Source organism: Bradyrhizobium paxllaeri (assembly GCF_001693515.2).
Taxonomy (GTDB): domain Bacteria; phylum Pseudomonadota; class Alphaproteobacteria; order Rhizobiales; family Xanthobacteraceae; genus Bradyrhizobium; species Bradyrhizobium paxllaeri.
In genome coordinates, this window is record NZ_CP042968.1 from 6,241,607 (window position 1) to 6,263,979 (window position 22,373).

The 22,373-nt window shown below is 62.2% G+C and carries 21 protein-coding genes and 1 pseudogene; 10 read left to right on the forward strand and 12 right to left on the reverse strand.

The genetic code is table 11. The annotated features are described in order from the left end of the window. Positions 1-34: 34 nt before the first annotated feature. The 3 genes from LMTR21_RS29790 to LMTR21_RS29800 all read right to left on the reverse strand — a co-directional run bounded on the left by LMTR21_RS29790 (position 35) and on the right by LMTR21_RS29800 (position 1,466). On the reverse strand, positions 35-487 hold the full coding sequence (locus tag LMTR21_RS29790; RefSeq protein WP_057837951.1) for a c-type cytochrome: 453 nt from the start codon (positions 485-487) through the stop codon (positions 35-37). A gap of 127 nt (positions 488-614) precedes the next feature. Beyond that, positions 615-887, reverse strand: a complete 273-nt coding sequence (locus tag LMTR21_RS29795; RefSeq protein WP_065751149.1) for a cytochrome C oxidase subunit IV family protein — start codon at positions 885-887, stop codon at positions 615-617. 3 nt (positions 888-890) lie between these two features. Beyond that, positions 891-1,466 (reverse strand): cytochrome c oxidase subunit 3 family protein, encoded by a 576-nt coding sequence (locus LMTR21_RS29800; protein WP_065751148.1) that lies wholly within the window; start codon positions 1,464-1,466, stop codon positions 891-893. 168 nt (positions 1,467-1,634) lie between these two features. On the opposite strand from LMTR21_RS29800, the gene LMTR21_RS40370 reads away from it, so the two are divergent. Further along, positions 1,635-1,790: a hypothetical protein gene (locus tag LMTR21_RS40370; protein ID WP_187399228.1), complete on the forward strand. Its 156-nt coding sequence runs from the start codon at positions 1,635-1,637 to the stop codon at positions 1,788-1,790. A gap of 7 nt (positions 1,791-1,797) precedes the next feature. Here the strand turns inward: LMTR21_RS40370 and LMTR21_RS29805 are convergent, their stop codons facing one another. The 7 genes from LMTR21_RS29805 to LMTR21_RS29840 form a co-directional block, all read right to left on the reverse strand. Next, the gene (locus tag LMTR21_RS29805) at positions 1,798-2,643 is read right to left on the reverse strand and encodes a copper chaperone PCu(A)C (RefSeq protein ID WP_084030450.1); all 846 of its coding nucleotides are present in this window, start codon (positions 2,641-2,643) and stop codon (positions 1,798-1,800) included. A gap of 132 nt (positions 2,644-2,775) precedes the next feature. Beyond that, positions 2,776-4,203, reverse strand: coding sequence for a cytochrome c oxidase accessory protein CcoG (ccoG, locus tag LMTR21_RS29810; protein ID WP_065751146.1), 1,428 nt, complete (start codon positions 4,201-4,203; stop codon positions 2,776-2,778). Positions 4,204-4,214: 11 nt separating this feature from the next. Next, positions 4,215-4,529 (reverse strand): metal-sulfur cluster assembly factor, encoded by a 315-nt coding sequence (locus LMTR21_RS29815; protein ID WP_065751145.1) that lies wholly within the window; start codon positions 4,527-4,529, stop codon positions 4,215-4,217. Next, positions 4,526-5,029 carry a DUF2249 domain-containing protein gene (locus LMTR21_RS29820; protein ID WP_065751144.1) on the reverse strand — a complete coding sequence of 168 codons (504 nt, stop codon included), beginning with the start codon at positions 5,027-5,029 and terminating at the stop codon, positions 4,526-4,528. The genes LMTR21_RS29815 and LMTR21_RS29820 overlap by 4 nt, the downstream gene beginning before the upstream one ends. A gap of 22 nt (positions 5,030-5,051) precedes the next feature. Further along, complete coding sequence (locus tag LMTR21_RS29825) at positions 5,052-6,389, reverse strand: hypothetical protein (RefSeq protein WP_065751143.1); 1,338 nt, start codon at positions 6,387-6,389, stop codon at positions 5,052-5,054. Positions 6,390-6,398: 9 nt separating this feature from the next. Continuing rightward, entirely contained in the window at positions 6,399-7,577 is a 1,179-nt protein-coding gene (locus tag LMTR21_RS29830) for an NnrS family protein (protein ID WP_065751142.1), read from the reverse strand. 606 nt (positions 7,578-8,183) lie between these two features. Continuing rightward, complete coding sequence (locus LMTR21_RS29840) at positions 8,184-8,642, reverse strand: pseudoazurin (RefSeq protein ID WP_065751141.1); 459 nt, start codon at positions 8,640-8,642, stop codon at positions 8,184-8,186. Between the two features lie 199 nt (positions 8,643-8,841). Between LMTR21_RS29840 and LMTR21_RS29845 the strand changes: the two genes are divergently transcribed. The 4 genes from LMTR21_RS29845 to hemN all read left to right on the forward strand — a co-directional run bounded on the left by LMTR21_RS29845 (position 8,842) and on the right by hemN (position 13,280). Next, positions 8,842-9,564, forward strand: coding sequence for a Crp/Fnr family transcriptional regulator (locus LMTR21_RS29845; protein ID WP_065751140.1), 723 nt, complete (start codon positions 8,842-8,844; stop codon positions 9,562-9,564). Positions 9,565-9,776: 212 nt separating this feature from the next. Beyond that, on the forward strand, positions 9,777-10,904 hold the full coding sequence (nirK, locus tag LMTR21_RS29850) for a copper-containing nitrite reductase (protein ID WP_065751185.1): 1,128 nt from the start codon (positions 9,777-9,779) through the stop codon (positions 10,902-10,904). A 65-nt stretch (positions 10,905-10,969) separates the two neighbouring features. Next, positions 10,970-11,836: a formylglycine-generating enzyme family protein gene (locus LMTR21_RS29855; RefSeq protein ID WP_065751139.1), complete on the forward strand. Its 867-nt coding sequence runs from the start codon at positions 10,970-10,972 to the stop codon at positions 11,834-11,836. 91 nt (positions 11,837-11,927) lie between these two features. Then, positions 11,928-13,280 (forward strand): oxygen-independent coproporphyrinogen III oxidase, encoded by a 1,353-nt coding sequence (hemN, locus tag LMTR21_RS29860; protein WP_065751138.1) that lies wholly within the window; start codon positions 11,928-11,930, stop codon positions 13,278-13,280. A 155-nt stretch (positions 13,281-13,435) separates the two neighbouring features. On the opposite strand, the pseudogene LMTR21_RS29865 reads toward hemN, so the two are convergent. Further along, positions 13,436-14,077: pseudogene (locus LMTR21_RS29865) on the reverse strand (sigma-70 family RNA polymerase sigma factor); the annotation flags it as partial. Positions 14,078-14,356: 279 nt separating this feature from the next. Here LMTR21_RS29865 and LMTR21_RS29870 point away from each other — a divergent pair. Further along, positions 14,357-15,277 carry a catalase family peroxidase gene (locus LMTR21_RS29870; protein ID WP_065751136.1) on the forward strand — a complete coding sequence of 307 codons (921 nt, stop codon included), beginning with the start codon at positions 14,357-14,359 and terminating at the stop codon, positions 15,275-15,277. A gap of 33 nt (positions 15,278-15,310) precedes the next feature. Here the strand turns inward: LMTR21_RS29870 and LMTR21_RS29875 are convergent, their stop codons facing one another. Continuing rightward, positions 15,311-16,243, reverse strand: a complete 933-nt coding sequence (locus LMTR21_RS29875; RefSeq protein ID WP_065751135.1) for a helix-turn-helix domain-containing protein — start codon at positions 16,241-16,243, stop codon at positions 15,311-15,313. Positions 16,244-16,684: 441 nt separating this feature from the next. Between LMTR21_RS29875 and LMTR21_RS29880 the strand changes: the two genes are divergently transcribed. From LMTR21_RS29880 to LMTR21_RS29895, 4 genes are all read left to right on the forward strand, one after another. Continuing rightward, positions 16,685-17,335: a response regulator transcription factor gene (locus tag LMTR21_RS29880; protein ID WP_065751134.1), complete on the forward strand. Its 651-nt coding sequence runs from the start codon at positions 16,685-16,687 to the stop codon at positions 17,333-17,335. A 142-nt stretch (positions 17,336-17,477) separates the two neighbouring features. After that, entirely contained in the window at positions 17,478-20,414 is a 2,937-nt protein-coding gene (locus LMTR21_RS29885) for an ATP-binding protein (protein ID WP_084030445.1), read from the forward strand. Positions 20,415-20,600: 186 nt separating this feature from the next. Beyond that, entirely contained in the window at positions 20,601-21,575 is a 975-nt protein-coding gene (locus LMTR21_RS29890; protein WP_065751183.1) for an alpha/beta hydrolase, read from the forward strand. 86 nt (positions 21,576-21,661) lie between these two features. After that, positions 21,662-22,312 carry a response regulator transcription factor gene (locus LMTR21_RS29895; RefSeq protein WP_065751133.1) on the forward strand — a complete coding sequence of 217 codons (651 nt, stop codon included), beginning with the start codon at positions 21,662-21,664 and terminating at the stop codon, positions 22,310-22,312. Positions 22,313-22,373 lie beyond the last annotated feature (61 nt).

Below are 22,373 nucleotides of genomic sequence, written 5' to 3' on the forward strand. Positions count from 1 at the left end.
CGTGAGGTTTCCTACGGGCTGTCGGGTGGGATACTCAGCCGGCCTTGTTCGGCGGCCAGTTCTGCGTCTTGATCTTGTTGGTCCATTGCAGGAAATCGGCGAGATCGTTGAGTTCCTGATCGGTGAGGTTGAACTGCGGCATCTGCCGGCGGCCGGGCGCGCCCGATGGCTGCGCCTGCATCCACGACTTCAGGATTTCCTTGGCGGTGGCGGGATCCTCATTGCCGCCCCAGCGATCCCAGACGTTGCCGATCTCAGGCGCGAAATACGCGCCCTCGCCCAGCAAGGTATGGCAGTTGATGCAGGAGTGTTTCTCCCAGACGTGCTTGCCGCGCGCCACGGAGTCAGTCAGCGTCTTCTCGTCCGTCGACGTGGTGACCATGTAGTAGTGGCTGTGCGCCGTCAGCCCGAGGAAGATCGCGAAGAAAAAGGCCGATCCGCCGTAGAAGACGTTGCGAGCCGCCGACTTGGTAAGGCGTTCAGCCATTACGGGTCCTTTCCGGTTGGTGTGCTGAATAGTTGAGCGGTCGCGTCAATCTATTCACCCGCGTCCGGCGCTCTTTGTGCCGGCGCAAGGATCCCGACGATCCCGAGCCGTTCGCGGGATTTCTCAATCAGGACAACAGGACGGAGACGGCGGAGACCGACCAGGCGAAGCCGACGATGAGCATCAGCCAGGCGGTTATTAGCCCGCGCCAGATCGGCGGTGCGGTCCGTAAATCGAGATAATCGAGCAGGATTCTCCGGCCCTTGATTGCCGCAATGGCGAGAACGGTTCCATTGGCGAGCGGCAGGCCGTGGGCAGCGCCAGTGAGTGCCATGGTAGTGCCGGCGAGCGCGATCAGCGCAAGCAACGTGAGGTCCATACGGTCGGGCTGATATCGCATGCTTCAGCGCACCAGGTAGACGATCGGAAACATCACGATCCAGACCAGATCGACCATGTGCCAGAAAATCGTTCCCGTCTCCACATGGACCGGATCGGCTTGGCGGCACACAACCGCAAGGATGATGATTCCGAGGCAGACGTGCAGCAGGTGAAAGCCGGTCAGGAGGAAGTACAATGTGAAGAATACGCTTGTCTCGAGGCCGATACCGCTGCCGATCTCGCGCGCATATTCGACAAGCTTGATCGTCACGAAGGCGCCGCCCAGCGCCATCGCGAGAAGCAGCCAAAGTCGCGCATGGCGGCGTGCATTCGCGCGCGCCGATGACACCCCCTTTGCCGCCGCCCACCCGCTCGTCACCAGGACAATCGTGTTGTATCCGGCAAGCGTCGCATCGAGTGAGGTCTGGCCCGAGGCGAAGATGGCAGGCTTGACCGCATGGGCGACGATGAACGCGCCGAGGAAGAGACCGAAGGCCACGAGTTCGCTGAAGACGAGGACCCACATCATCGGGTCGCCCGGGAGTCCTTCAAAGACACCCCAGCCCGCCTCTTCCTGTTCGCAATCCGCAATAGACATTCGATCTCCCGATCGACGCCTATCACGTCAGGCAGAACGGGTTCTTTGTCGCCGAGCAAACACGGGGACGGGCACCGCCATCGCAACGCTCCTTGCGGGAGCGCAACGTCAACGGCCCGTCATGGCCGCTAGATACGGCGACTTTTGAAACAATGAGGACGGAGCGCCATGAGCGACGCACAACTGAGCCTGCTGACCGCCACCCCCATCATCATCGCCTTTGCCGGCGCGCTCAGGGCGATGGGCGTCCTGTCCACGACGGCGACCGCATCCGCCGTCGGGCTGTCGATCGCCATCGCGGTGGTGTTGTTCACGACGCAGTAGCGTCATGTCACTCGATAAGTATCGGGGCTGCGATGTCGACCCGGTCGTCCGTCGCAAGGTCGATGCCGAGCGACAGTGACCACTTCCCGCTCGCCGCGGCTGTCAGGCGGACGCGCCAGCTATCGGCCGCCACGCGCTCGGCCGCCGCGGTGACGGGCGCGAGCTTCTTGTCGGGATTGGACAGCGTCACGGAAAGCGCATCCACCGCGAGAGGTTTCTCTTCGCTATCTTCGAGCTGCACCAGGACCTCGATCGGCCCGCTGCGGCCAGGTGAGACCGTGACGTTGGCCATCACGCGCGTTCCGCAGATATGGGTGAAGAAAGGTTCGTCGGTTGCCGCGGCCGGCGCGCGAGACGCTGCTGGCGCGGCAGGCTCCGTCGAGGCGACCTGCAATCGGGGCCCCTTGGCACCGACGCTGCCGACCTCGAAGCTCGCATCGATCTTGCCGGCGCGCTCGAAATTGAGCGAAACGGGGACGCGTTGCCCTTCCTCCAACGGTGCGATCAGCCCGACGAACATGACGTGATCTCCTCCCGGCGCGAGCGTCACCGTGGCGTCAGGAGGAATCACCAGGCCGTCGTCGAGAGCCCGCATCGTCATGATGCCGTCCTGCAGGGCCATCTGATGGATCTCGACCTTGGCGGCTGCGTTGCTCGAAGCCGAAAGCAGCCGATCAGGCTGGATTCCGCGGTTCTCGATCGAGAGGTACCCGCCCGCGACTTTCGCCCCTTTCGGCGTCGCGCGGCTCCAGGCCTGCTTCACAGCGATGTCGTGGGCGGCAGCCGGCGAAGAGCCGACGAACGTCGTCAGAGCGGCGGCGATCAGCGCGATTTTGCTGAACCGGTAAAGCATGGCGGAACCTCCGATCAGGCCGGGATACTGCGCAAACATGGCAAATCCCGGCGTCCCTCACTTTGATCGGGCGCAAGCTGCACGGCGACAATCGCAGCGACGTTGCGTCTGCCTCACACACCCGGCCACGCTTCAACGTTCGACGAACCGGTCTTTCGCGGAGAGAATCGTTGTGCCGGTCTCATCGCGCGCGGTGAACACCACGTCGGCTTCCCGCGGGTTCATGGCAGTAAGCGTGACCCGGACCGCTTCGGAACCGTCGGCGGGCACCTCGATCGGAGCGAGGCTCTCATTGCCGATGATGACCATCTTGGCATCCACGCCGCTGACCGAAAGCGTGTAGGCGTGCGCGGCCGACGACTTGTTCAGAAGCTTGACCGTGTAGCCATTGCGCACTGATCCGTCCGAGAGCCGGACCGCCAGGGGATCGCGATCGTGTTGGACCGACAACGTGGCGTCGGTCTTCGCCATGAATGAAAAGACGATCGCGGCCGTCAACACCAGGCACGCCGCCGTCAGCCCGATGGTCTTCGGGCGCACCAGCCGGTTGACCGGCGCCTCGCCGCGGCGGCCGCGCTCGATATTGCTCCAGCTTTCGTAGTCGATCAGGCCGCGCGGGCGGCCAAGCTTCGACATCACGCTGTCGCAGGCATCGACGCACAGCCCGCAATTGATGCAGGCAAAGTTCGGTCCTTCACGGATGTCGATGCCGATCGGGCACACCGTGACGCACTGATGGCAATCGACGCAGTCCCCCGCCGGCTTGCCCTGCAGGCGGAGTTCGGCCGCCTTCTTGGCCGACATCCGCTGCTCGCCGCGATAGTCCCGGTAGTTGACCGTGAAAGCTTCCGGGTCCCAGATCGCGCCTTGCAGGCGCGGCCATGGGCACATGAAGGTGCAGACCTGTTCGCGCGCAAAGCCTGCCAGACCATAAGTGGTGCCGGCGAAGACGGCGATCCAGCCAAGCGCATTGGCCGAGACATCGCCGCGCGCAAAGCTTCGCAGGAGGTCCGGCGCGTCGGTAAAATAGAAGATCAGTGTGCCGCCGGTCGCGAATGAGATCAGGAGCCAGGCAGAATGCTTTGCGACGATCTGCATCGCCCGCTTGACGCCAAGCGGCGCGTCCAGGTTCTTCAGGCGCTGGCGCCTGTCGCCTTCGATCAGCCGTTCGACGAGCAGAAACAAATCCGTCCAGACCGTCTGCGGGCAGGCAAAGCCGCACCACAGCCGCCCCGCCAGCGCGTTGGTCAGGATCAGGATGGTCGAGGCAAGAACGAGCAGCCCCGTGACCAGATAGAGGTCCTGCGGCCAGATCTCGACAAAGAAGAAGTAGAGCCGTCCATGCGCGAAATCGAGCAGCACCGCCTGATCCGGCGCGTTCGGGCCGCGGTCCCAGCGCAGGAACGGCGTGACGTAGTAGATCGAGAGTGTCAGCAGCAGGACGATCCACTTGATGCGACGAATCCGTCCCTTGACGGCCTGCGGCACGACCGGTTGGCCCGTTGCGGCTGCGGCGACCCTGCGCGTCTTCGCGTGGTCGATCTCGATAGTAAGCGCCATTTTTTCGGACTTCAGTTGACTGCGGCAAAGCCGAGCGAGGCGCGGATCACCGGCTCGATGCGCGAGGGTGCCCAAGGCGGATCGAACGTCATCACGATGTCGATGGAGCGGACGCCCGGCACCCGTACGACAGCGCTCGCTACGCCCTCTTTCAGGAAATGAACCGCAGGGCATCCCGGCGTAGTCGCAGTCATCGTGATGCGAACAGCGCCGTCGACGACCGAGATGTCGTAGACGAAGCCGAGATCGACGATGTTGTAACCGAGTTCGGGATCGATCACGACACGCATCGCGTCGCGGATCTGCTCAACGAGTTGATCCGTCATGACGGCGCCCTGACAGTCAGTTCGTATGTCGTGCCATCCGGCGAGAACCCGCCAAGCCAGCGATATCCGCGCTTCTCGAGCTGGGGGAACAGGAACACAGGCTCGCGCCGCAGCAGCGCCGACAGCGTTTCACCCGGCGCCAGTTTCTCGGCAGCCGCGAGAATCCGGACCATCGGCTCCGGCGGCTCGAGGTCGCGATTATCGAGCTGGACCGTCGGTTCGGGCCAGGTATCGAAGGTCGCTGCTCGGGGGACGAACGCAGTCTGTTTTGTTTCCGCGGGCGTGAACAGCACTTCCCACTCGCCGGCATCGAGCGCTTGCGCGGCATGCGCGAAACCCTTGTCCGCCATCACGGCGAACAACGGCACTGGCTTGAACGTGGCGTAGAGGCGAAGTCCCTGCCCGGGTTCGAGCCGTTCGAGCGCGGACATGATGACCGAGAACGGCTCGCCACCTGCGCGCAGGATCGGACGGACGTCGACATCGATATATTCGATCATGCTTGCTCCTTTCGTTTGATCGTCAACTTCTGGCAAACAGCAGATGCGGCGCGCAGGCGCCGTCCGGCAATCGCAACGGGCTCTGGACGTCCGCAAGCTGGCGCGTCCGGATCACTTCGCGGATGATGCCGACGATGCCGATCATCATCATCGCAGCGGCCGCGCGGAATGCCGAGGGTTGATCAGCGAGCAGCATCGCCGTGCCGAACCACACGGCCATGTGGTAGATCACGAACCACTTCGATGCCCTCGCCTCCGCAACCAAATCCTGAACGCGCGGTGTCGGCGCGCGTCCCATCACGGGCCCGTAGGTCTCGAGCCAGGTCAGGAACGCCACGATCTTGTAGAGCTTGGCGAGGACGAGACCCGACAACCAGCCAAAGATAACGAGAAAGACGAAAGCGCCGAGCTGCGCGGCGAAAGCGCCGGTGAGGACGAGCATCACACCCAGCAAGCCCGACGCCGCGAGGCTGGCAAAGGACAATACCGCCATCCGAGTGTTGAGTTCGAGCTGACGCCGCTTGCGGCTGCGGAATATCTCGATCACATCGCGCCCATACAGAATAGTCGTCGCGAGGCCGAGGACGGCAACCACCGACAATACGGCGTTCAATCCGGAAGAGAGCCAGATCGCGAAGGTGCCTCCGACCACCGCGATGGAGATGGCGAGCGCGCCGGCTGCCAGCGTCATGCTGCTCTTCCGGTCGTCGACATCGCGCGCGAGCATGAACATGGATAGCAGCCGGTAGCTCACACCCATGGCGGTCAGCGTCAGCCAGCCGCCAAGGCCGGCGATCGCATGCAGCGGAACCCCGCTCGTTAAAATCGACGCCCCGATCGATCCCGCCCACCCCGCATGCGCAAATGCGAAGATCGCGCCGAAGGTGACGGTGGCACAAAGCGAAGCCAGCCCTGCCAGGACAAAGCGTGCCGGGCCGGTCGGCCGCTGCCATGCCGTCAATCCGAGATCGATAACGATCAGGCCGAACCCGGCCGTCAGCAGGACTGCGCCGAGCGGAAGAAGCCAGAGCCAGGCGGGAAGCCGGCCGCCCAATCCCAGGAAGCCCGCGAGCAGCGCGACCAGACCTGCAGTCAACAGGGCAAGCGCAGGCAATGCCCACTTCTCCGAATACAGCGGCTTTGCCACGAGCACGGGCACGAACTGCAGCAGCGCACCGCACATCGCCACGCTGAGCCAGCCGATGCAGACCACGTGTACCAGAACGAGCGTATCGGGCGATGCCAGATGCGCCGCCGGAAAGCCGACGCGCGCGACCATCAGCGCCAGCGCCACGAACAACCACGCGAGCGCCATCGCGAAGTAGCTCATCGTCCATCGTGATATGCTGGCGCCGATCATCGTATCCCTTCAGAACTTGCGCGCGCGGCACAACAGCGGCGCGTAGACGACCGCGAAGCCGAGAAACGCCCCCGCCCAGGCCACACCCGCGACCATCAAAAGCGGAATCGCATGGCTCGGTTCGAGCGCCGCACATATCCGCGCCAGCGCGGCGACGACGATCGATGCATAGACAAGCTGGGTAGCGACAGATGCCGAAAGCGCCTGGCCCGTGTGGCCGAGCGATGCACGCGTCATCACCGCGATCGTCATCGAGCCGATTGCGCCGCCGGTCCAGGCATGGATCCCGGCGCTCGGGGCGACGAGGTCCACGGCGGCCAGCGCCGTGAGAAGGAAGCCGGCCGGCACGAATGCGTAAGCCACATGAAGGATCAGCACGAGGCGGTCTGACACGGTCCGATGGCCGGCCCAGCGCGCCAGGCGCACGAGGTGGAGCAAACCGGCAACGCCGAGCGCGGCTGCGACGAAACGGTTCGCAGGCGCCGCGACCCACGCGATCATGGCGCAGACGCCGACAACCATCGTGATTGCATCGAAGCGACCGAAGGGCACGGGCAGCCGTCCCGGTTCGCGGCGCGCCAGCCAGTTGCGCGTAAAACTCGGAACGATCCGCCCGCCGATCACGCAGACCAGCGTGACCACGAGGCCGACACCGAGGCGCGCGGAATATTCCGCCACGCCACCGAGATGCGCCTCGACATGAAACGCGATGTTGACGATGGCCAGCAGCGAGATGATGCCGACCACCATCAGATTATTCCACTTGCGGCCGGCGACGATCTCGCGGGCGGCTGCGCCAGCGAGCAACGTGAGAAAGGCAGCGTCGACCGCCAGCGCGACTTCCCAGCCGATGAACCCGGAGAATGTCACGGCCAGCCGTCCGGCGAGCCAGGTGGCGAACAGGATCGCGAGCGGAACACCCTGGATCGGAAGCCGGCCCGTCCAGTTCGGCACCGCCGTCAGGAGAAAGCCCGCAATCACGGCGCTGACATAACCGAACAGCATCTCATGGACATGCCAGTCCCGCGGCGTGAATGCGCTAGGCAATGAGACATGACCGGCGAATACCGCAAGCCACAGCGAAACCGTCGCGCCGGCATAGATGGCGCCGAACAGAAAGAACGGCCGGAAGCCGTAGGAAAACAGCGCCGGTCCCTGATAGGCCCTCAATTTTTGCATCGTCGCCATGGGTGATCCCTGTTCATTCGCCGTGATCATAAGCCGTTCCGGCCGGCGCTCTTTGTCGAAGCACAAATTGCAGCATCGTTCGGTGGGGCGTTTGATCTCCGACAAAGACCGTGCTGCTTCCCGGCTGCATTGTTGGTTCCACCATCAACGGAGGATGCAATGCGGATTTTCGAGAGATTGCGAGGGCGAAGCCGGGGCGATAGCGCCATCGAACGCAGGCTTGTCGAGGCCATCACCGACGACCTTCTCCGGAAGCTGGAGGACGAAACCTCGATTCCGCCCCTTGCCGAGAGCAAAGCTGACTGTTGTTCCTGCTGCTCGGCCGAAACGAGGCCATCCCAATAGACGACCTTGCGCTAGATCAAGGTGCGCCCGCTGCTTCGGCGACAGATCATCGCCAATGCGCAGCGCTGCTTCGCGCGACGGTTGGCTTCCGATTGCGCTTTCCCCCGATGACTGCGACCTCGAACTCGGCCAGATGTGCATGGTTGGGATCGAGGCGCTGCGCTTTCCGTGCCGACCAGGTCAGGCGTCCGGTATAATGTCTGGATGGACGAGCCCCTGCTCATCCACCCACCCACTGGAGAAGCTGGCGCTAGAACGCCGCTATCTGGAGGCTGTCTTGCTGGCCTCGAGCGTGTCGAAGAGCTTCGCAAACACCTGCTTTGCCTTGCCGACCTGCGGAACAGCCTTGGCCTGATCGACGTTGCCGGGTTTACCGACCACGATCAACGCAACCATTCCCATGCCGTAGTGAGGCAGGCACTTGATGCCGTAGACGCCCTCCTGATCGAACTTGACGGCAATATCCTCGTTGTTCTTGCCGACGAATGGCGCGGCGCCCTCGGGCAGCATGCCCTTGATGGACTCTGCGTTGTGTCCCTTGTCCGTGGACACGAACTTGACGGTGTCGCCGGGCGCGACCTTCACGAAAGCCGGCTCGAACACCATCACGGCGCCGTCGCTTCCCTTGTTGAGAAGCTTGATTTCGACCTCCGCCGCCCGGGCGTTCCCGGTCAGAACCAGAGCAGCCGCAGCCGCGGCCAGCATCGCAATCTTTCTCATGTTTTCCCGTTTCTTTCCCGTTTTCCTGGAACCTGGCCCGGCCTCTACCGGGCTCCCGGGGATCAGATATCGCCGCCTGATCTTGCCGATATTGCGCTAGCGCAATCTTCGCGCCGAATCCTGCATTAAGAGAGTGGCAAGCCGTTGAGGCTTGCCGCGGCCGCGGATACTCTCCGCAGGCATTGAAACGAGGATATCGATGGCCTCCGTCGACCGCTCCCTGGTCGCCAACCTGCCGATGTTCGCCGGCCTTGCGCCCGCGGAACAGGACGAGTTGCTGCGCGAAGCGCGCTCGACTCGATATCCGAAGGGAAGCGCCGTGTTCGATCAGGGCGCGAAAGCCGATCACTTCTACCTCCTGCTTCACGGCCATCTTCGCGTCGAGAAGGTCACGCCGCAGGGACACCAGTCCGTCGTGCGCTATGTCTCGGCCGGCGAACTGTTCGGTGTCGCCCAGGCCATGAACCTGACGCACTATCCGGCAACCGCCGTTGCCGCCGTCGACAGCATCGCGCTCGCCTGGCCCTCATCGTCCTGGAATCGCCTGCTCGCCAAATATCCGAGCCTCGCCGCAAGCGCGCTGCAGACCGTCGGCAGCCGTCTGCAGGATACGCAGGCCCGCGTCATGGAGATATCGAGCGAGCAGGTCGAGCAGCGCGTCGCCCATGCGCTGCTTCGGCTCGCCAAGCAGGCAGGAAGGAAAGTCGATGCCGGCGTCGAGATCGACTTTCCGATCAGCCGGCAGGACGTCGCCGAGATGACGGGGACCACGCTGCACACCGTCAGCCGGATTCTCAGCGCATGGGAGCAACAAGGATTGGTCGAGGGCGGCAGGCAGCGCATCGTGCTGCGCGACGCGAACAGACTGCATGGCCTCGCCGAAGGTGATGAAGGCGCTCTGAATCGTAAACCCAATCCATAAGCCGGCGCTTCACCTCGAGCCTCGACAGCCTTTCCCATCGAACGACCGTAACCCGACAACTTCCAGCGCTCTTTGCTCCCGCGCAAATTTTCGAACGATCCGCTTCGTCTGCCAATAAAGCGTTTCTCGTTGTTCCAGAGCAAAGAGACTCGCGGCCACATCGCTCATGATGCATCCATCGAATTGGGACGCACAAAGCGATGGAGAGCATCATGCTGACGAGAAGGACTGCATTAATGGGTGCCGCGGTCGCGGCGCTGATGATGGCCGCACCGGCCGTGGCGGGACCGGCAGACGATCTGAAGCTGCCGCGCCAGAAGGTCGAACTGGTGGCTCCGCCCTTCGTCCACGCGCATGAACAGGCGACCAAGGCGGGACCGAAGATCGTCGAGTTCAAGCTGACGATCCGCGAGCAGGAAGTCGTCATCGACGATGCCGGCACGAAATTCCACGCGATGACGTTCGACGGATCGATGCCGGGACCGATGATGGTGCTCCACGAAGGCGACTACATGGAGCTCACGCTGGTCAACCCCGCCTCCAACAGCATGCCGCACAACATCGACCTGCATTCGGCGACAGGCGCCCTGGGCGGCGGCGCGTTGACCCATGTCAATCCCGGCGAACAGGTGGTGCTGCGCTGGAAGGCGACGCGCCCCGGCGTCTTCGTCTATCACTGCGCCCCCGAAGGCATGATCCCCTGGCACGTCGTCTCCGGCATGCACGGCACGGTGATGGTGCTGCCGCGCGACGGCCTGAAGGACGCCGAAGGCAAGGCGCTGCGCTACGACAAGATCTTCTACATCGGCGAGAATGACCTCTACGTGCCGAAGGACGCGAACGGCAAGTACAAGACCTACGAGACCGTCGGCGAATCCTTTGCCGACACGACCGAGGTCATGCGCAAGCTGATCCCGACCCACGTGGTGTTCAACGGACGGGTCGGATCGCTCACCGGTAAAAACGCCATGACCGCGAAGGTCGGCGAGACCGTCATGCTCGTGCATTCGCAGGCCAACCGCGATACCCGGCCTCACCTGATCGGCGGGCATGGCGACCACGTCTGGGAGGCCGGCAAGTTCAACAACCCGCCGCAGAAGGACCTCGAGACCTGGTTCATTCGTGGCGGCTCGGCGGGTGCCGCCCTCTACACCTTCCGCGAGCCCGGCATCTACGCCTACGTCAACCACAACCTGATCGAGGCGGTCGAACTCGGTGCAAGCGCGCATATCAAGGTAGAGGGCAAATGGAACGATGACCTGATGAAACAGGTCTCCCCTCCCGGCCCGATCCCGCCTGACAGAATCGGCGCCGCCGACCCGGTGGCCGTCACCCGCTAGGTAGCGCCGAAAATGACGGCCCGCGGTTATCGCCGCGGGCCGTCGCACGAAGAGGAGGTTATGTCATGCTCATCGTGATGAAAGTGAAGATGGCGATGCTGGTAGGCGCGCTGGCCGCGCCGATTGTGGCGACCACCTTTGCGCTCACCCCTCCTCCACCCAGCCAGGACAGAGCCCAGCGCCTGGTATCTACATCCTTCAGCTACCGCGCCGCCGGCGATTTCTCGCGGAACGGCCGGCCGGTCGAAGGGCCGTTGCGCGAACTCCGTCTGCCCGCCGATCTCGTCATCATGAAGCGGCAAGTCACGGCCGCCGAATACGCGCGCTGTGTCGACGAAGGGGCCTGCCTGCGCGTCAGCACTTCCGCTGGTGCGCCGAATCTTCCCGTCGTCGGCGTCAGCTGGCACGATGCCTCGGCTTACGCCGCCTGGCTGTCGCGCAAGACCGGTGTCAACTATCGTCTGCCGACCGACGAAGAATGGACATTCGCGGCCGCCGAGAAGTCGCGCGACGAAGCTATGCCTCTGGTGGATCCCACTGATCCCGCGCAGGCCTGGATCGCCCGCTATGAGACCGAATCCGCCCGCGACAGGCCGGCCGCAACGGCCGCGCAACCTGGTGGCACGTTCGGCACCAACAGTAACGGACTGGACGATCTCGCCGGCAATGTCTGGGAGTGGACGAACAGCTGCTTCGTTCGCGTTTCACTCGACGGTAGGCAGGAGCGGACCACCAACACCAATTGCGGCGTCCGCGTCGTGCAAGGCGCCCATCGCTCCTACATGACCGACTTCATCCGCGATCCAAGATCCGGCGGCTGCGCAGCGGGCGTCCCGCCGGCCAATCTCGGCTTCAGGCTCGTTATGGAACCGTCTCAGCCGATCGTGACCGCGGCCGCCCGCAACATCGCGAAGCTGCTGCGGCGGAGCTAGCGGTTTGGCGACAGACCAGCGGGTTGAGCTAGAACAAAGTCCTTCCGCGCCAAGTCCGGTAGTTGATCTGAAGACGGAAGGAGAACAGCAGATGCGATCGGACTTGGCGCAATCCTACGGGCAGGACAGGCTGCCGCGCTACACCAGCTATCCGACGGCCCCGCATTTCTCGCCGGCGATCGGCGAGGACAATTACCGAAAGTGGCTGAAGTCGGTGCCGGTCCAGCAGCCCGCCTCGATCTATTTGCATGTGCCGTTCTGCCGGTCCATGTGCTGGTATTGCGGTTGCCACACGTCAGTCACCAAGCGCGACGATCCGATCGCAACCTATACAGCAGGCCTGCGCACTGAAGTACGGCTTGTCGCGGAGGCGATCGGTCAGAGAATGCCCATCTCGCACGTTCACTTTGGCGGCGGCACGCCGACGATCATGCCGCCCGAAACCTTCGTGGATCTCGTCGGCGCGCTACGCTATTCGTTCTTCGTTCTCCCCGATGCCGAGATCGCCGTCGAGATCGACCCGCGCACGCTGACGGAACCGATGACGGAGGCGCTCGGCTATAGCGGCGTCAACCGCGCGAGCCTGGGTGTCCAGAGTTTCGATCCCGCCGTGCAGCGGGCCATCAACCGGCTACAAAGCTTCGAACAAACCGCAAGCTCCGTCGAACGTCTGCGTCGGGCGGGCGTCGGCCGTATCAATTTCGACCTGCTCTACGGTCTCCCGCTGCAAACGGTCGATTCGTGCCTCGACACCGTTGCCAAATGCGTCGAGCTCCGACCGGACCGTTTTTCGGTGTTCGGCTATGCCCATGTTCCCACGTTCAAGAAGCATCAGCGCAAGATTGCCGAAGACTCTTTGCCCGACAGCATCGAGCGGCACCTTCAATCCGAAACGATCGCCGAAGCTTTGCTCGACGCAGGCTACGTCCGCATCGGCCTCGATCACTTCGCACTTCCGGGCGATAGCCTGGCCCTCGCCAAGCAGGACGGCAGGCTGAAGCGCAACTTCCAGGGCTATACCGACGATTCCGCCGACACATTGATCGGCCTCGGCGCCAGCGCCATCGGCCGCATGCAGCAAGGCTTCGTACAGAACGTGGTTTCGACCCGCGACTACCTCGCGCGCATTGCCGAAAGCCGGTTCGCCACCGCCAAGGGATATGCATTCACCAACGAAGATCGCTTCCGCGCCGACATCATCGAGCGGATCATGTGCGACCTTGCCGTCGATCTACCCCTCGTATCCCGGTTGCACGACCGGGACCTGCGATCCGCGATCGTCGATCGGTCGCGGATCGAGGGCCTGATCGCCGACGGCGTTGTGACGATGATCGACGACCGGCTCTCCATCAGCGATGGCGCGGAATTCCTGGTGCGGAGCGTTGCATCGGCGTTCGATGCCCATCTCGCACCTTCCGCGGCAACGCATAGCCGCGCGGTCTGATCCGGGCATTCCCATGGCGCTTGCGGGCGCATTCACTCGACCCGCCCGAACGCCTCCTGCGGAACGGCTGCTGACCCCGGCCACATCTCGAACGGCAATCCAAGCGATGGCCGTTCTTCTGTTCTCTCATCAACGTCGGTTCTGACCGTTGTGGCCTCAAAACCGGCGCTGACAAGCATCCGCGCAAGTTGCTTGCGTGCGTAGAACATCCGGCTCTTTACGGTGGCACAGGGAATGCCGACGATCCGGCTGGCTTCGGCGACGGAATGTTCGTGATAATAGATCAGTTCGATGATTTCGCGTTGCGCCGGAGACAGTTGGTCGATGCATGAACGTAGCATCGCACTCGTTTTCTTGCGATCGAGCGCGGCTTCTGGCGTATCCAAGGCATCGGCAATCCCGACGACATCGTCTTGATCGATATCCTCATGCTTTCGTTCCCGCAGGGAGTACAATGCCTTGAGGCGGGCGATCGAGAATAGCCACGTGGTAACCCGCGCGCGGTTTTCGAACCTGTTTGCGGATCGCCAGACATCGAGAAACACCTGGCTGACGAGATCTTCGGCAATGGCCGCATTCCGAACGATCCTCTGAATGAAGCGAAACACCTTTGTGCGGTGACGGGCGAACATGATGTGCATCGACGCCTTGTCGCCTTCCGCAACCCCCTTCAGAAGCATTTCGTCGGAAACACCCTCCTCCGCTTCCGTCGCGCTGCCGACAGCATAGGCCAGCTTGTCTCGGCGCCGAACCGGTAATCGATCCGGCCTCGCCGCCCCCTGTCGACACTCGCGCATCTCTCTCTCCCACTTCCATTGACGAGATTGCGCCAAGGATGCGTCGCGCGGCGTGGTCCGGGGTATCCTACGGGAGGATCGCATTTCTAATCCGCTGGTCTAGGGTGAATAGCCTGTGGGTGGAAAGGCGGATTCGCTACCGGGGGTAGCGGCGGCGCATGGTGCCTCGCGGATGGGCAGCTGGCAGCAGGATCGGACAAGGCCTGATCGTTTTGAGGAAGACACCGGATCTGTCCGGCGCCAAAACGCACACAGAACGCTCACGCTCAAGATTTCAGCATGCCCGAATTCCCAACCGGCACCGCCACGCCCGCCTCCATCGTCGACGCCCTGAAAGGGGTAGCCGGCGATCCGAAGGCGCGCGCGAGCTTTGTCAAAGGCCGGTGCGTTCGCGGCACCTATGCCGCCTCGGAGCGGGCGAAAGAGATTACAAAGTCCCGCAGCTTCACCAGACCATCGCGCGTACTGGCGCGCTTTTCGGTGGGCGGCAGCGATCCGCACGTGGCCGATACCGACAGATTCGTGCCGCGCGGCTTCAGCTTCAGGCTCGGCAACGAAGCCCATCGCTCGGACATTCTCCTGCAGAGCGTACCGGTGCATTTTGCGAGGACGCCCGACCAGATGCTGGCCTTCCTCAAGGCGCGCATGGTGGGGACGAACGGCAAGCCGGATACGGCGAACATCATGGCATTCTCCGCCGCCAATCCCGAAACGTTGCATCAGGCGAACTACATCGCCACGCATCCGCTGCCGGCGAGTTTTGCGGCCACCACATATTGGGGCGTACATTCGTTTCCCGCGACGAATGCAAAGGGCGAAACGCGGTTCATCAAGTTCAAGGCCGTCCCGGTGGGCGAAGGCGTCACGCTCACCGATGAGGAAGCGAGGGCAAAGCCTGTTGACTTCCTGCATGACGACCTCGAAAGCCGGATCGCTGCAGGCGATGCCCGATTCAATGTGATGGCGCTGCTCGACCGTCCCGGCGATCCCACCATGGACGTGACCGCCCGATGGCCGGATGAGGACAGTCGCGACACGGTGCGGCTGGGAACGATCGTCATCACCGGTGTTGAAGCGGATGACGCCTGCGACGCGTCCGTCTTCGATCCGGCAAATCTCGCCGAAGGCATCGGTCATCCGCCAGACGAGATCTTTGCGCTACGCCGGGCCGTCTATGCCATTTCCCGGCATCGTCCATAGCGATTTCGAGAGAAACGCGCCAACAAATCCGGATCACGTGTCGCTTTCCGGACCACCCTGCGTTTCGCGGCGCCATGCTCCCGGGCTGACGCCGACCACGGCCGAGAACACCCGCGTAAAATGGCTTTGATTGGCGAACCCGGCCGAGATCGCAATTTCAGATAGCGGCAGATCGCGGACAGTCATCAACTGCTTGGCCGTCTTCACGCGCTGGCGAAGCAGCCATTGGTGCGGTGGCAAGCCGGTGGAAGTTCGAAATGCGCGTGAAAAATGGCTGACCGAGAGGCCAAATTCGGCCGCAATCTGCTCCAGCGAAAGCTTTCCGCCGAGGTCTGCCTCGAGCCTTTCGCAGGCCTGCTTCGCTTGCCACGGCGCAAGGCCACCGCGGTTCGGTTTATTGTCGGGACGTAGTCCGCCATAGGCCTGCGCGACATGCGCAGTGAGCGCGAGCATCATATGGTCGATGAAAAGCTGGTTGGTCTCGTCCGGCCGACGTAGCCCCTGCTGCAGCGTCGCGCCGATATGACGGACGACTGAATCGTCATGGCCTACGCCGAGCTCACAGGCGAGTTGACCGATGCGCGGCGTGCGGGACTGTTCGGTGAGGCCATCGAGCGCCGAGCGCGGCAGATAGAAAAACAGGGAGTGGAACGGCTTGTTGATCACGTAGCGCGGATCGGTCTTGAGGTCGTACAGATAGGTTGCGCCCGCCGGGACATCGGCTTTCATCACGCACTTGCCGTTCTCCCAGAGTTCGCAGTCCGGGTAATCGTGCAGTTTCAGGCTGACGAGAAAGGCATCCTCTGGGGTAAACGAGCCGGAAAGACCGGGCACGGGGTTGTCATCCCGGGTTTCGGTGACCGCGAGTTCGGTGCTGCGCAATGAACGCGTAACCAGCGAGGGCGGCGCATCCTTCAGGTGCAAGAATTGCCCGAGCCTTCGTCCAAAGACGCCCGCTTGTGTCATTTGAATCGGCAGTCCCTGGAGTTGCAGCGGGCAATCGTCAATCGCCCTCAAGTCTTCCCACATTATCTGTTAGCGGCGAGCGACCGTCCAGCCTTGCTCGCGAAGCGCGAAGCTGTCGTGACAAGCAATCGACGCCTTTGGCGCCAACTCGATTTTCAAAGCTATTTCAACATGATCCGCCCACCGGATCATCCGGTCACAGCTTGGTGCAGCTAGGTAGTTCGTATCACAATCACGCGCTTGGAGCAGGTTCCGACAAAGTATGGCGGCTTTAGGAAAGACGTCGGAACCGGACAGCGACTAGAACGCGCACCGAACGCTCAACCCTTGGTGAACAACCGCGCCGGACGCGGAGCAGAAGCGATCAGAGGAGGTCACACCATGATTGGGACAACTGCACTCGCCGGCTCATTTGCTTCACCACCCTTGCCCCGCCTTCCCATGAGTATAGCTGCCGACACTGCGGACCGCCCACTCGTCTTGATCGTGGACGATGACGAGGACGTCCGATCCGCGCTTGAAGAACTTCTCATGTCGGTGGGAATCGACGCATGCAGTTTTGGATCGACGCAGGAGTTGTTGCAGGCCGATCTTCCGGAACGGCCCGGCTGCCTGATCCTCGATGTTCGCCTGCCCGGCGCAAGCGGCCTGGATCTCCAGCACCATCTCGCGTCGAACGGCAATACGCGACCGATCATCTTCCTCACCGGCCATGGCGATATCGCCATGACGGTGCAGGCAATGAAGGCGGGCGCCATCGACTTCCTGACCAAGCCGGTCAGGGACCAGACGCTGCTTGATGCGGTTACGGAGGCCATCGAGAAGGACATTTCGCTGCGAACCGCGGCCCGGCACGTCAAGCAACATATCGACCGCTACGCAAGATTGACGCCGCGGGAACGCCAAGTCCTGCGCGAAGTGGCGAAGGGCCGCCTCAACAAGCAGATCGCCTTCGATCTCGGCATCAGCGAGATCACCGTCAAGCTGCACCGCGGCAACGTGACCAGGAAGATGCAGGCAACCTCCGTCGGTCAACTCATTCGCATCTGGGAACTCCTGCCTGCGGAACTTCGAGAGCAAACATCATCCTAGACCGAAGGATGTTACGATCAGGCACGTGCCTGAGACCTGTCCAGATTACGCACATGTCCGGCCTGCGATGGACCGTGGAATTGACCGATTCCATCGTGCGTGGTAGTCCGTCCTCCTTCGGTCTCAACGAGGCGAGCCAAAAATGGCACCCGCTATCAGAGGCGACCGTGATCCTCCTTTGCCCGTGACGGAAGCTAACGGACGCAATAGCACAAGAGCGTCCGTCGAGCTTACCTTCACCTTTGGCCCATTCCGCCTTTTCCCGCGACAGTTACTACTGCTTCAAGGCGAAAATCCGATTCCGCTCGGAAGTCGAGCCTTTGAAATTCTCGTCACCCTGATTGAGCGCGCCGGCGAGTTGGTCGACAAGGATGAACTCATCGCTCGCGTGTGGTCCGGCCTCACCGTCGAAGAATCGAATCTCCGAGCCCAAATCAACGCCGTGCGGCGTGCTCTTGCGGAAGGCGGGACCGGCGAGAATTACATCGTTACGGTGCCTGGTCGAGGGTATCGCTTCGTTGCGACGGTTGTACGGTTGACAGGTGACGCAACCCAAGCTCTCCCCGCCACCGCCCACAAAGGGCACAACTTCCCCGATCGCCTCACCCGACCGATCGGCCGCGCTGACATCGTTGCCATGGTGAGCAGTCGATTGCAGCGAGGCCGCTTCGTCACGATTGTCGGACCGGGCGGGATCGGAAAGACCACGGTTGCCCTGGCGGTCACCGACCAGCTGATTGCCTCCTACAGGGATGGTGGACGGTTTGTCGATCTTGCCCCGCTCAACGATCCCCAGCTTGTGCCAAGCGCGCTCGCTTCTGTGCTTGGCGTTGCCATCCGCTCGGAGAATCCATATCCCGCACTGGCCTCCCTTCTGAAGGACAAGCAGATGCTGCTGCTGTTCGACAACTGCGAGCACGTCTTGCTGGCAGCCGCAGCGCTGGCTGAAGAGCTTTTGAAAGCGGCACCGGGTGTTCACATTCTTGCCACCAGTCGAGAACCTTTACGCGCCGAAGATGAGCGCGTGCAGCGCCTCCCGCCACTGGAAACCGCTCCTGCCGAGGCAGGACTTACAGTTATGGAAGCGCTCAGCTACCCGGCGGTACAACTCTTCGTCGAACGCGCGGCAGCGAGCGCCGGCGGATACGAACTCAGGGATGACGATGTCCCGGTTGTCGCGCAAATCTGCCGTCGGCTCGACGGAATCGCACTAGCAATAGAGCTTGCTGCATGTCGCGTTGACGCGTTTGGGGTTCGCGGAGTGGCCAGCCGCCTGGACGATCGATTTCATCTGTTGACACGCGGTCGGCGCACCGCCCTGCCACGGCATCAGACGCTTCGTGCAGCCTTTGATTGGAGCTACGAATTACTCTCCGAAATCGAACGCGTCGTCATGCGTCGCCTGGGTATTTTTGCCGGCCGCTTTACGATGGAGGCAGCGAGCGCCATCGCTGGCGACACCAAAATTATCCCCTCCGAGGTAGATGGGGTCGTTGCCGACCTTGTCGAGAAGTCGCTTGTCGTCGCGGATGTGGGGGCTGCGACCGTATATTATCGCCTAACCGATACGGCGCGAGCTTACGCCCTGAAAAGGCTGACCGAGGATGATGAAACACAGGCTGTGAGGAAGCGACACGCGCTCTACCAGCTCGACCGGATCGAGCGTGCCCATGCCGAGTGGGAGACGCAACCCACGACCGAGTGGTTGACCGCCCATGCTCCCAAGATCGACGATATTCGCAGTGCGCTCGATTGGGCCTTTTCATCGAGTGGCGATGTTGGCATCGGCGTAGAGTTGACGGTCGCGGCGGTGCCGCTTTGGTTCGAGATGTCGCTGATGGAGGAATGTCGCACGCGGGCCGAGCGTGCGCTGGCTGCCCTAGAAGACAGCGCGACGAAGGACGACCGTCGCCGGATGCACCTCTATGCCGCGGTTGCCTGGTCGCAGATGTACACAACGGCAGCAGCCCGAGACACTGGAGCGGCGTGGGCGACCGCGTTCGAAATCGCGGAAGGGTTGGACGATACTGATTACCGTTTACGGGCACTCTGGGGAATGTGGGCTTCGCGAGTTAATCGGGGAGAGTTTCGCGAAGCTCTGGCCCTCGCAGGGCGCTTTTCTTCCGTTGCCGAGAAGACGGCGGACATCAATGATCAATTGCTCGGCGACCGATTGACAGGTGCGACGCTGCATTTCCTGGGCAAGCAAGCGAGTGCGAGACAGCACATTGAGCGTATGCTGGCGCGCTACGTAACTCCGGTCCGTCGATCACATGCGGTGCGCTTCCAATTCGATCAACGGGTGACAGCCCGCATCACGCTCGCGCGGGTGTTATGGTTGCAAGGGTTTGCCAATCAGGCGTTACATTGCGTCGAGATCAATGTCAGTGAGGCTCTTTCGCTCAATCACAAGCTTTCGCTTTGCAACGCGCTTGCTCAAGCAGCGTGCCCGGTCGCGCTCATGTCCGGCGATTTGCTGGCCGCGGAACGCTACACAAGGATGCTGCTCAATCAGACGGCAAGCGATGGGCTCGATATCTGGCGCGCTTACGGGCGCTGCTTCGAAGGAGAACTGCACGTCCGGCGCGGCGATCTCGCTGCCGGATTGCAGCAGCTGAAAGCCGGCATCGACGAACTCCGTCGAGCCAGATTCGTCCAGTATCTCACGACCTTCCTGGGCGTGCTGGCGGAGGGACTGGCGGTCGCCGGCGATGCCGCGCAGGCGAAGGCCACGATCGATGAAGCGATCGTACGAAGCAAGCAAAGCGAAGAGCGCTGGTGCAGCCCGGAGCTGTTGCGGATCAACGGTGTCGTCGTTTTGCAGCGGGACGCCAATCAGGGCGCAGGCAAGGCCGAGGAAGATTTTCTGGGATCGATTGAGTTAGCCCGAACGCAGGAGGCCCTCGCGTGGGAGCTTCGCACCGCAACTGGCCTGGCGCGACTGCGGCGGGATCAGGGAAGAGCCGGCGAAGCATACGAGTTGCTCTCGCCGATCTATAGCCGCTTCAACGAGGGATACGAAACCAACGATCTCAAGGTCGCAAAGAGCCTGTTGGATGAACTCTCGGAGCATCGCTAGCCCAGACCGGCTCCAAAGCCGGCGGCTTCACATCTCCTGTTGAGATTTCACGAAAATTCACAAGGCTTCATGGGGAGGATTCACGCCCTCCATCCGGATTTTACGAGATTTCACAAGTTTTGGTTAGAGGCTTATCGCGCGCGCGCGCATGATGCACGTCGACCGCTCCTTTTCGGATGGATATCGATGCTTGAGAATGCAGCACCGGCAAATATCCCCGACACAGCGTTGCTGGAGCCTCTGACGCAGCAGTTCGTCGATACGATCGCTGACGGCCCTATGATGCGCGGACCATCTCCCGAAGACGCGCGAAGATTTCTGGCGGGTATCCAATCAGGCGTGATCGGCAAGCCAGCCGTGCGGTTTGAGGACATGATAGCCCCTACCGGCCCCACCGGAGCCGTGCCGGTTCGCATCGTCCGACCGGAGAGAGCAAGTGAAACGCTCCCAGCATTGGTGTATGTCCATGGTGGCTGGACTTTCGGAGACAAAGAGACGCACGACCGCTTGATCCGCGAAATCGCGGTCGGTGCGCAAGTTGCGTTGTTTTTCGTGGATTACGACCGCACGCCGGAAGCCAAATACCCCGTGGCAATCGAACAAGTCTATGCCGTTACCAAATACCTGATGGAACATGCCAACCATCTAGGGATCGATTCCACGCGCCTGGCCATCGTTGGCGACGGCGTCGGCGGCAACATGGCGGCCGCTGTCACTCTCATGGCGAAAGAGCGGCGCGGCCCCAAGATAGATGTGCAGGTGCTGTTCTATCCCGCCCTCAGTCCAATGTTCGACACCGTGTCTTATGCCTCGTTCGCAGATGGTCCGTGGCTGACCAGGCAAGCGATGGAATCGTTCTGGAACGCCTATCTTCCGGACGTCGCCGCGCGCAAACAGATCACCGCGGCGCCACTCAACGCCTCGATTGATCAACTTACTGGCCTTCCGGACGCACTTATCATCGTTGCCGAGAACGACGTGCTCCGTGATGAGGGTGAGAGCTACGCGCGCAAACTGGTTCGCGCGGGGGTGCGCGTCACCTCTACGAGATACAACGGCACCATTCATGATTTCGTCATGCTCAACGCATTGGCCGATACGCCCGCGGCCCGCGGCGCTATTGCGCAAACCAACGCCCTTCTCCGGTCCATTCTTGAGTGAAGGATTTAGTCATGCACGGTCACGCCATGATTGGGACAGCTGCACTCGCCGGCTCATTTGCTTCACCACCCTTGCCCCGCCTTCCCATGAGTATAGCCGCCGACACTGCGGACCGCCCACTCGTCTTGATTGTGGACGATGACGAGGACGTCCGATCCGCGCTTGAAGAACTTCTCATGTCGGTGGGAATCGACGCATGCAGTTTTGGATCGACGCAGGAGTTGTTGCAGGCCGATCTTCCGGAACGGCCCGGCTGCCTGATCCTCGATGTTCGCATGCCCGGCGCAAGCGGCCTGGATCTCCAGCACCATCTCGCCTCGAACGGCAATACGCGACCGATCATCTTCCTCACCGGCCATGGCGATATCGCCATGACCGTGCAGGCGATGAAGGCGGGCGCCGTCGACTTCCTGACCAAGCCGGTCAGGGACCAGACGCTGCTTGATGCGGTTACGGGGGCAATCGAGAAGGACATTTCGCTGCGAACCGCGGCCCGGCACATCAAGCAACATATCGATCGCTATGCAAAACTGACGCCGCGGGAACGCGAAGTCCTGTGCGAAGTGGCGAAGGGCCGCCTCAACAAGCAGATCGCCTTCGATCTCGGCATCAGCGAGATCACCGTCAAGCTGCACCGCGGCAACGTGACCAGGAAGATGCAGGCGACCTCGGTCGCTCAACTCATTCGCATCTGGGAACTCTTGCCTGCGGAGGTTCGGGAGAAAAAGTCACCCTAGACCAAAGGATGGTTACGATCCGGCCGCCAGCGGGTCAGATGAGGGAGACGGCCATCCGGCC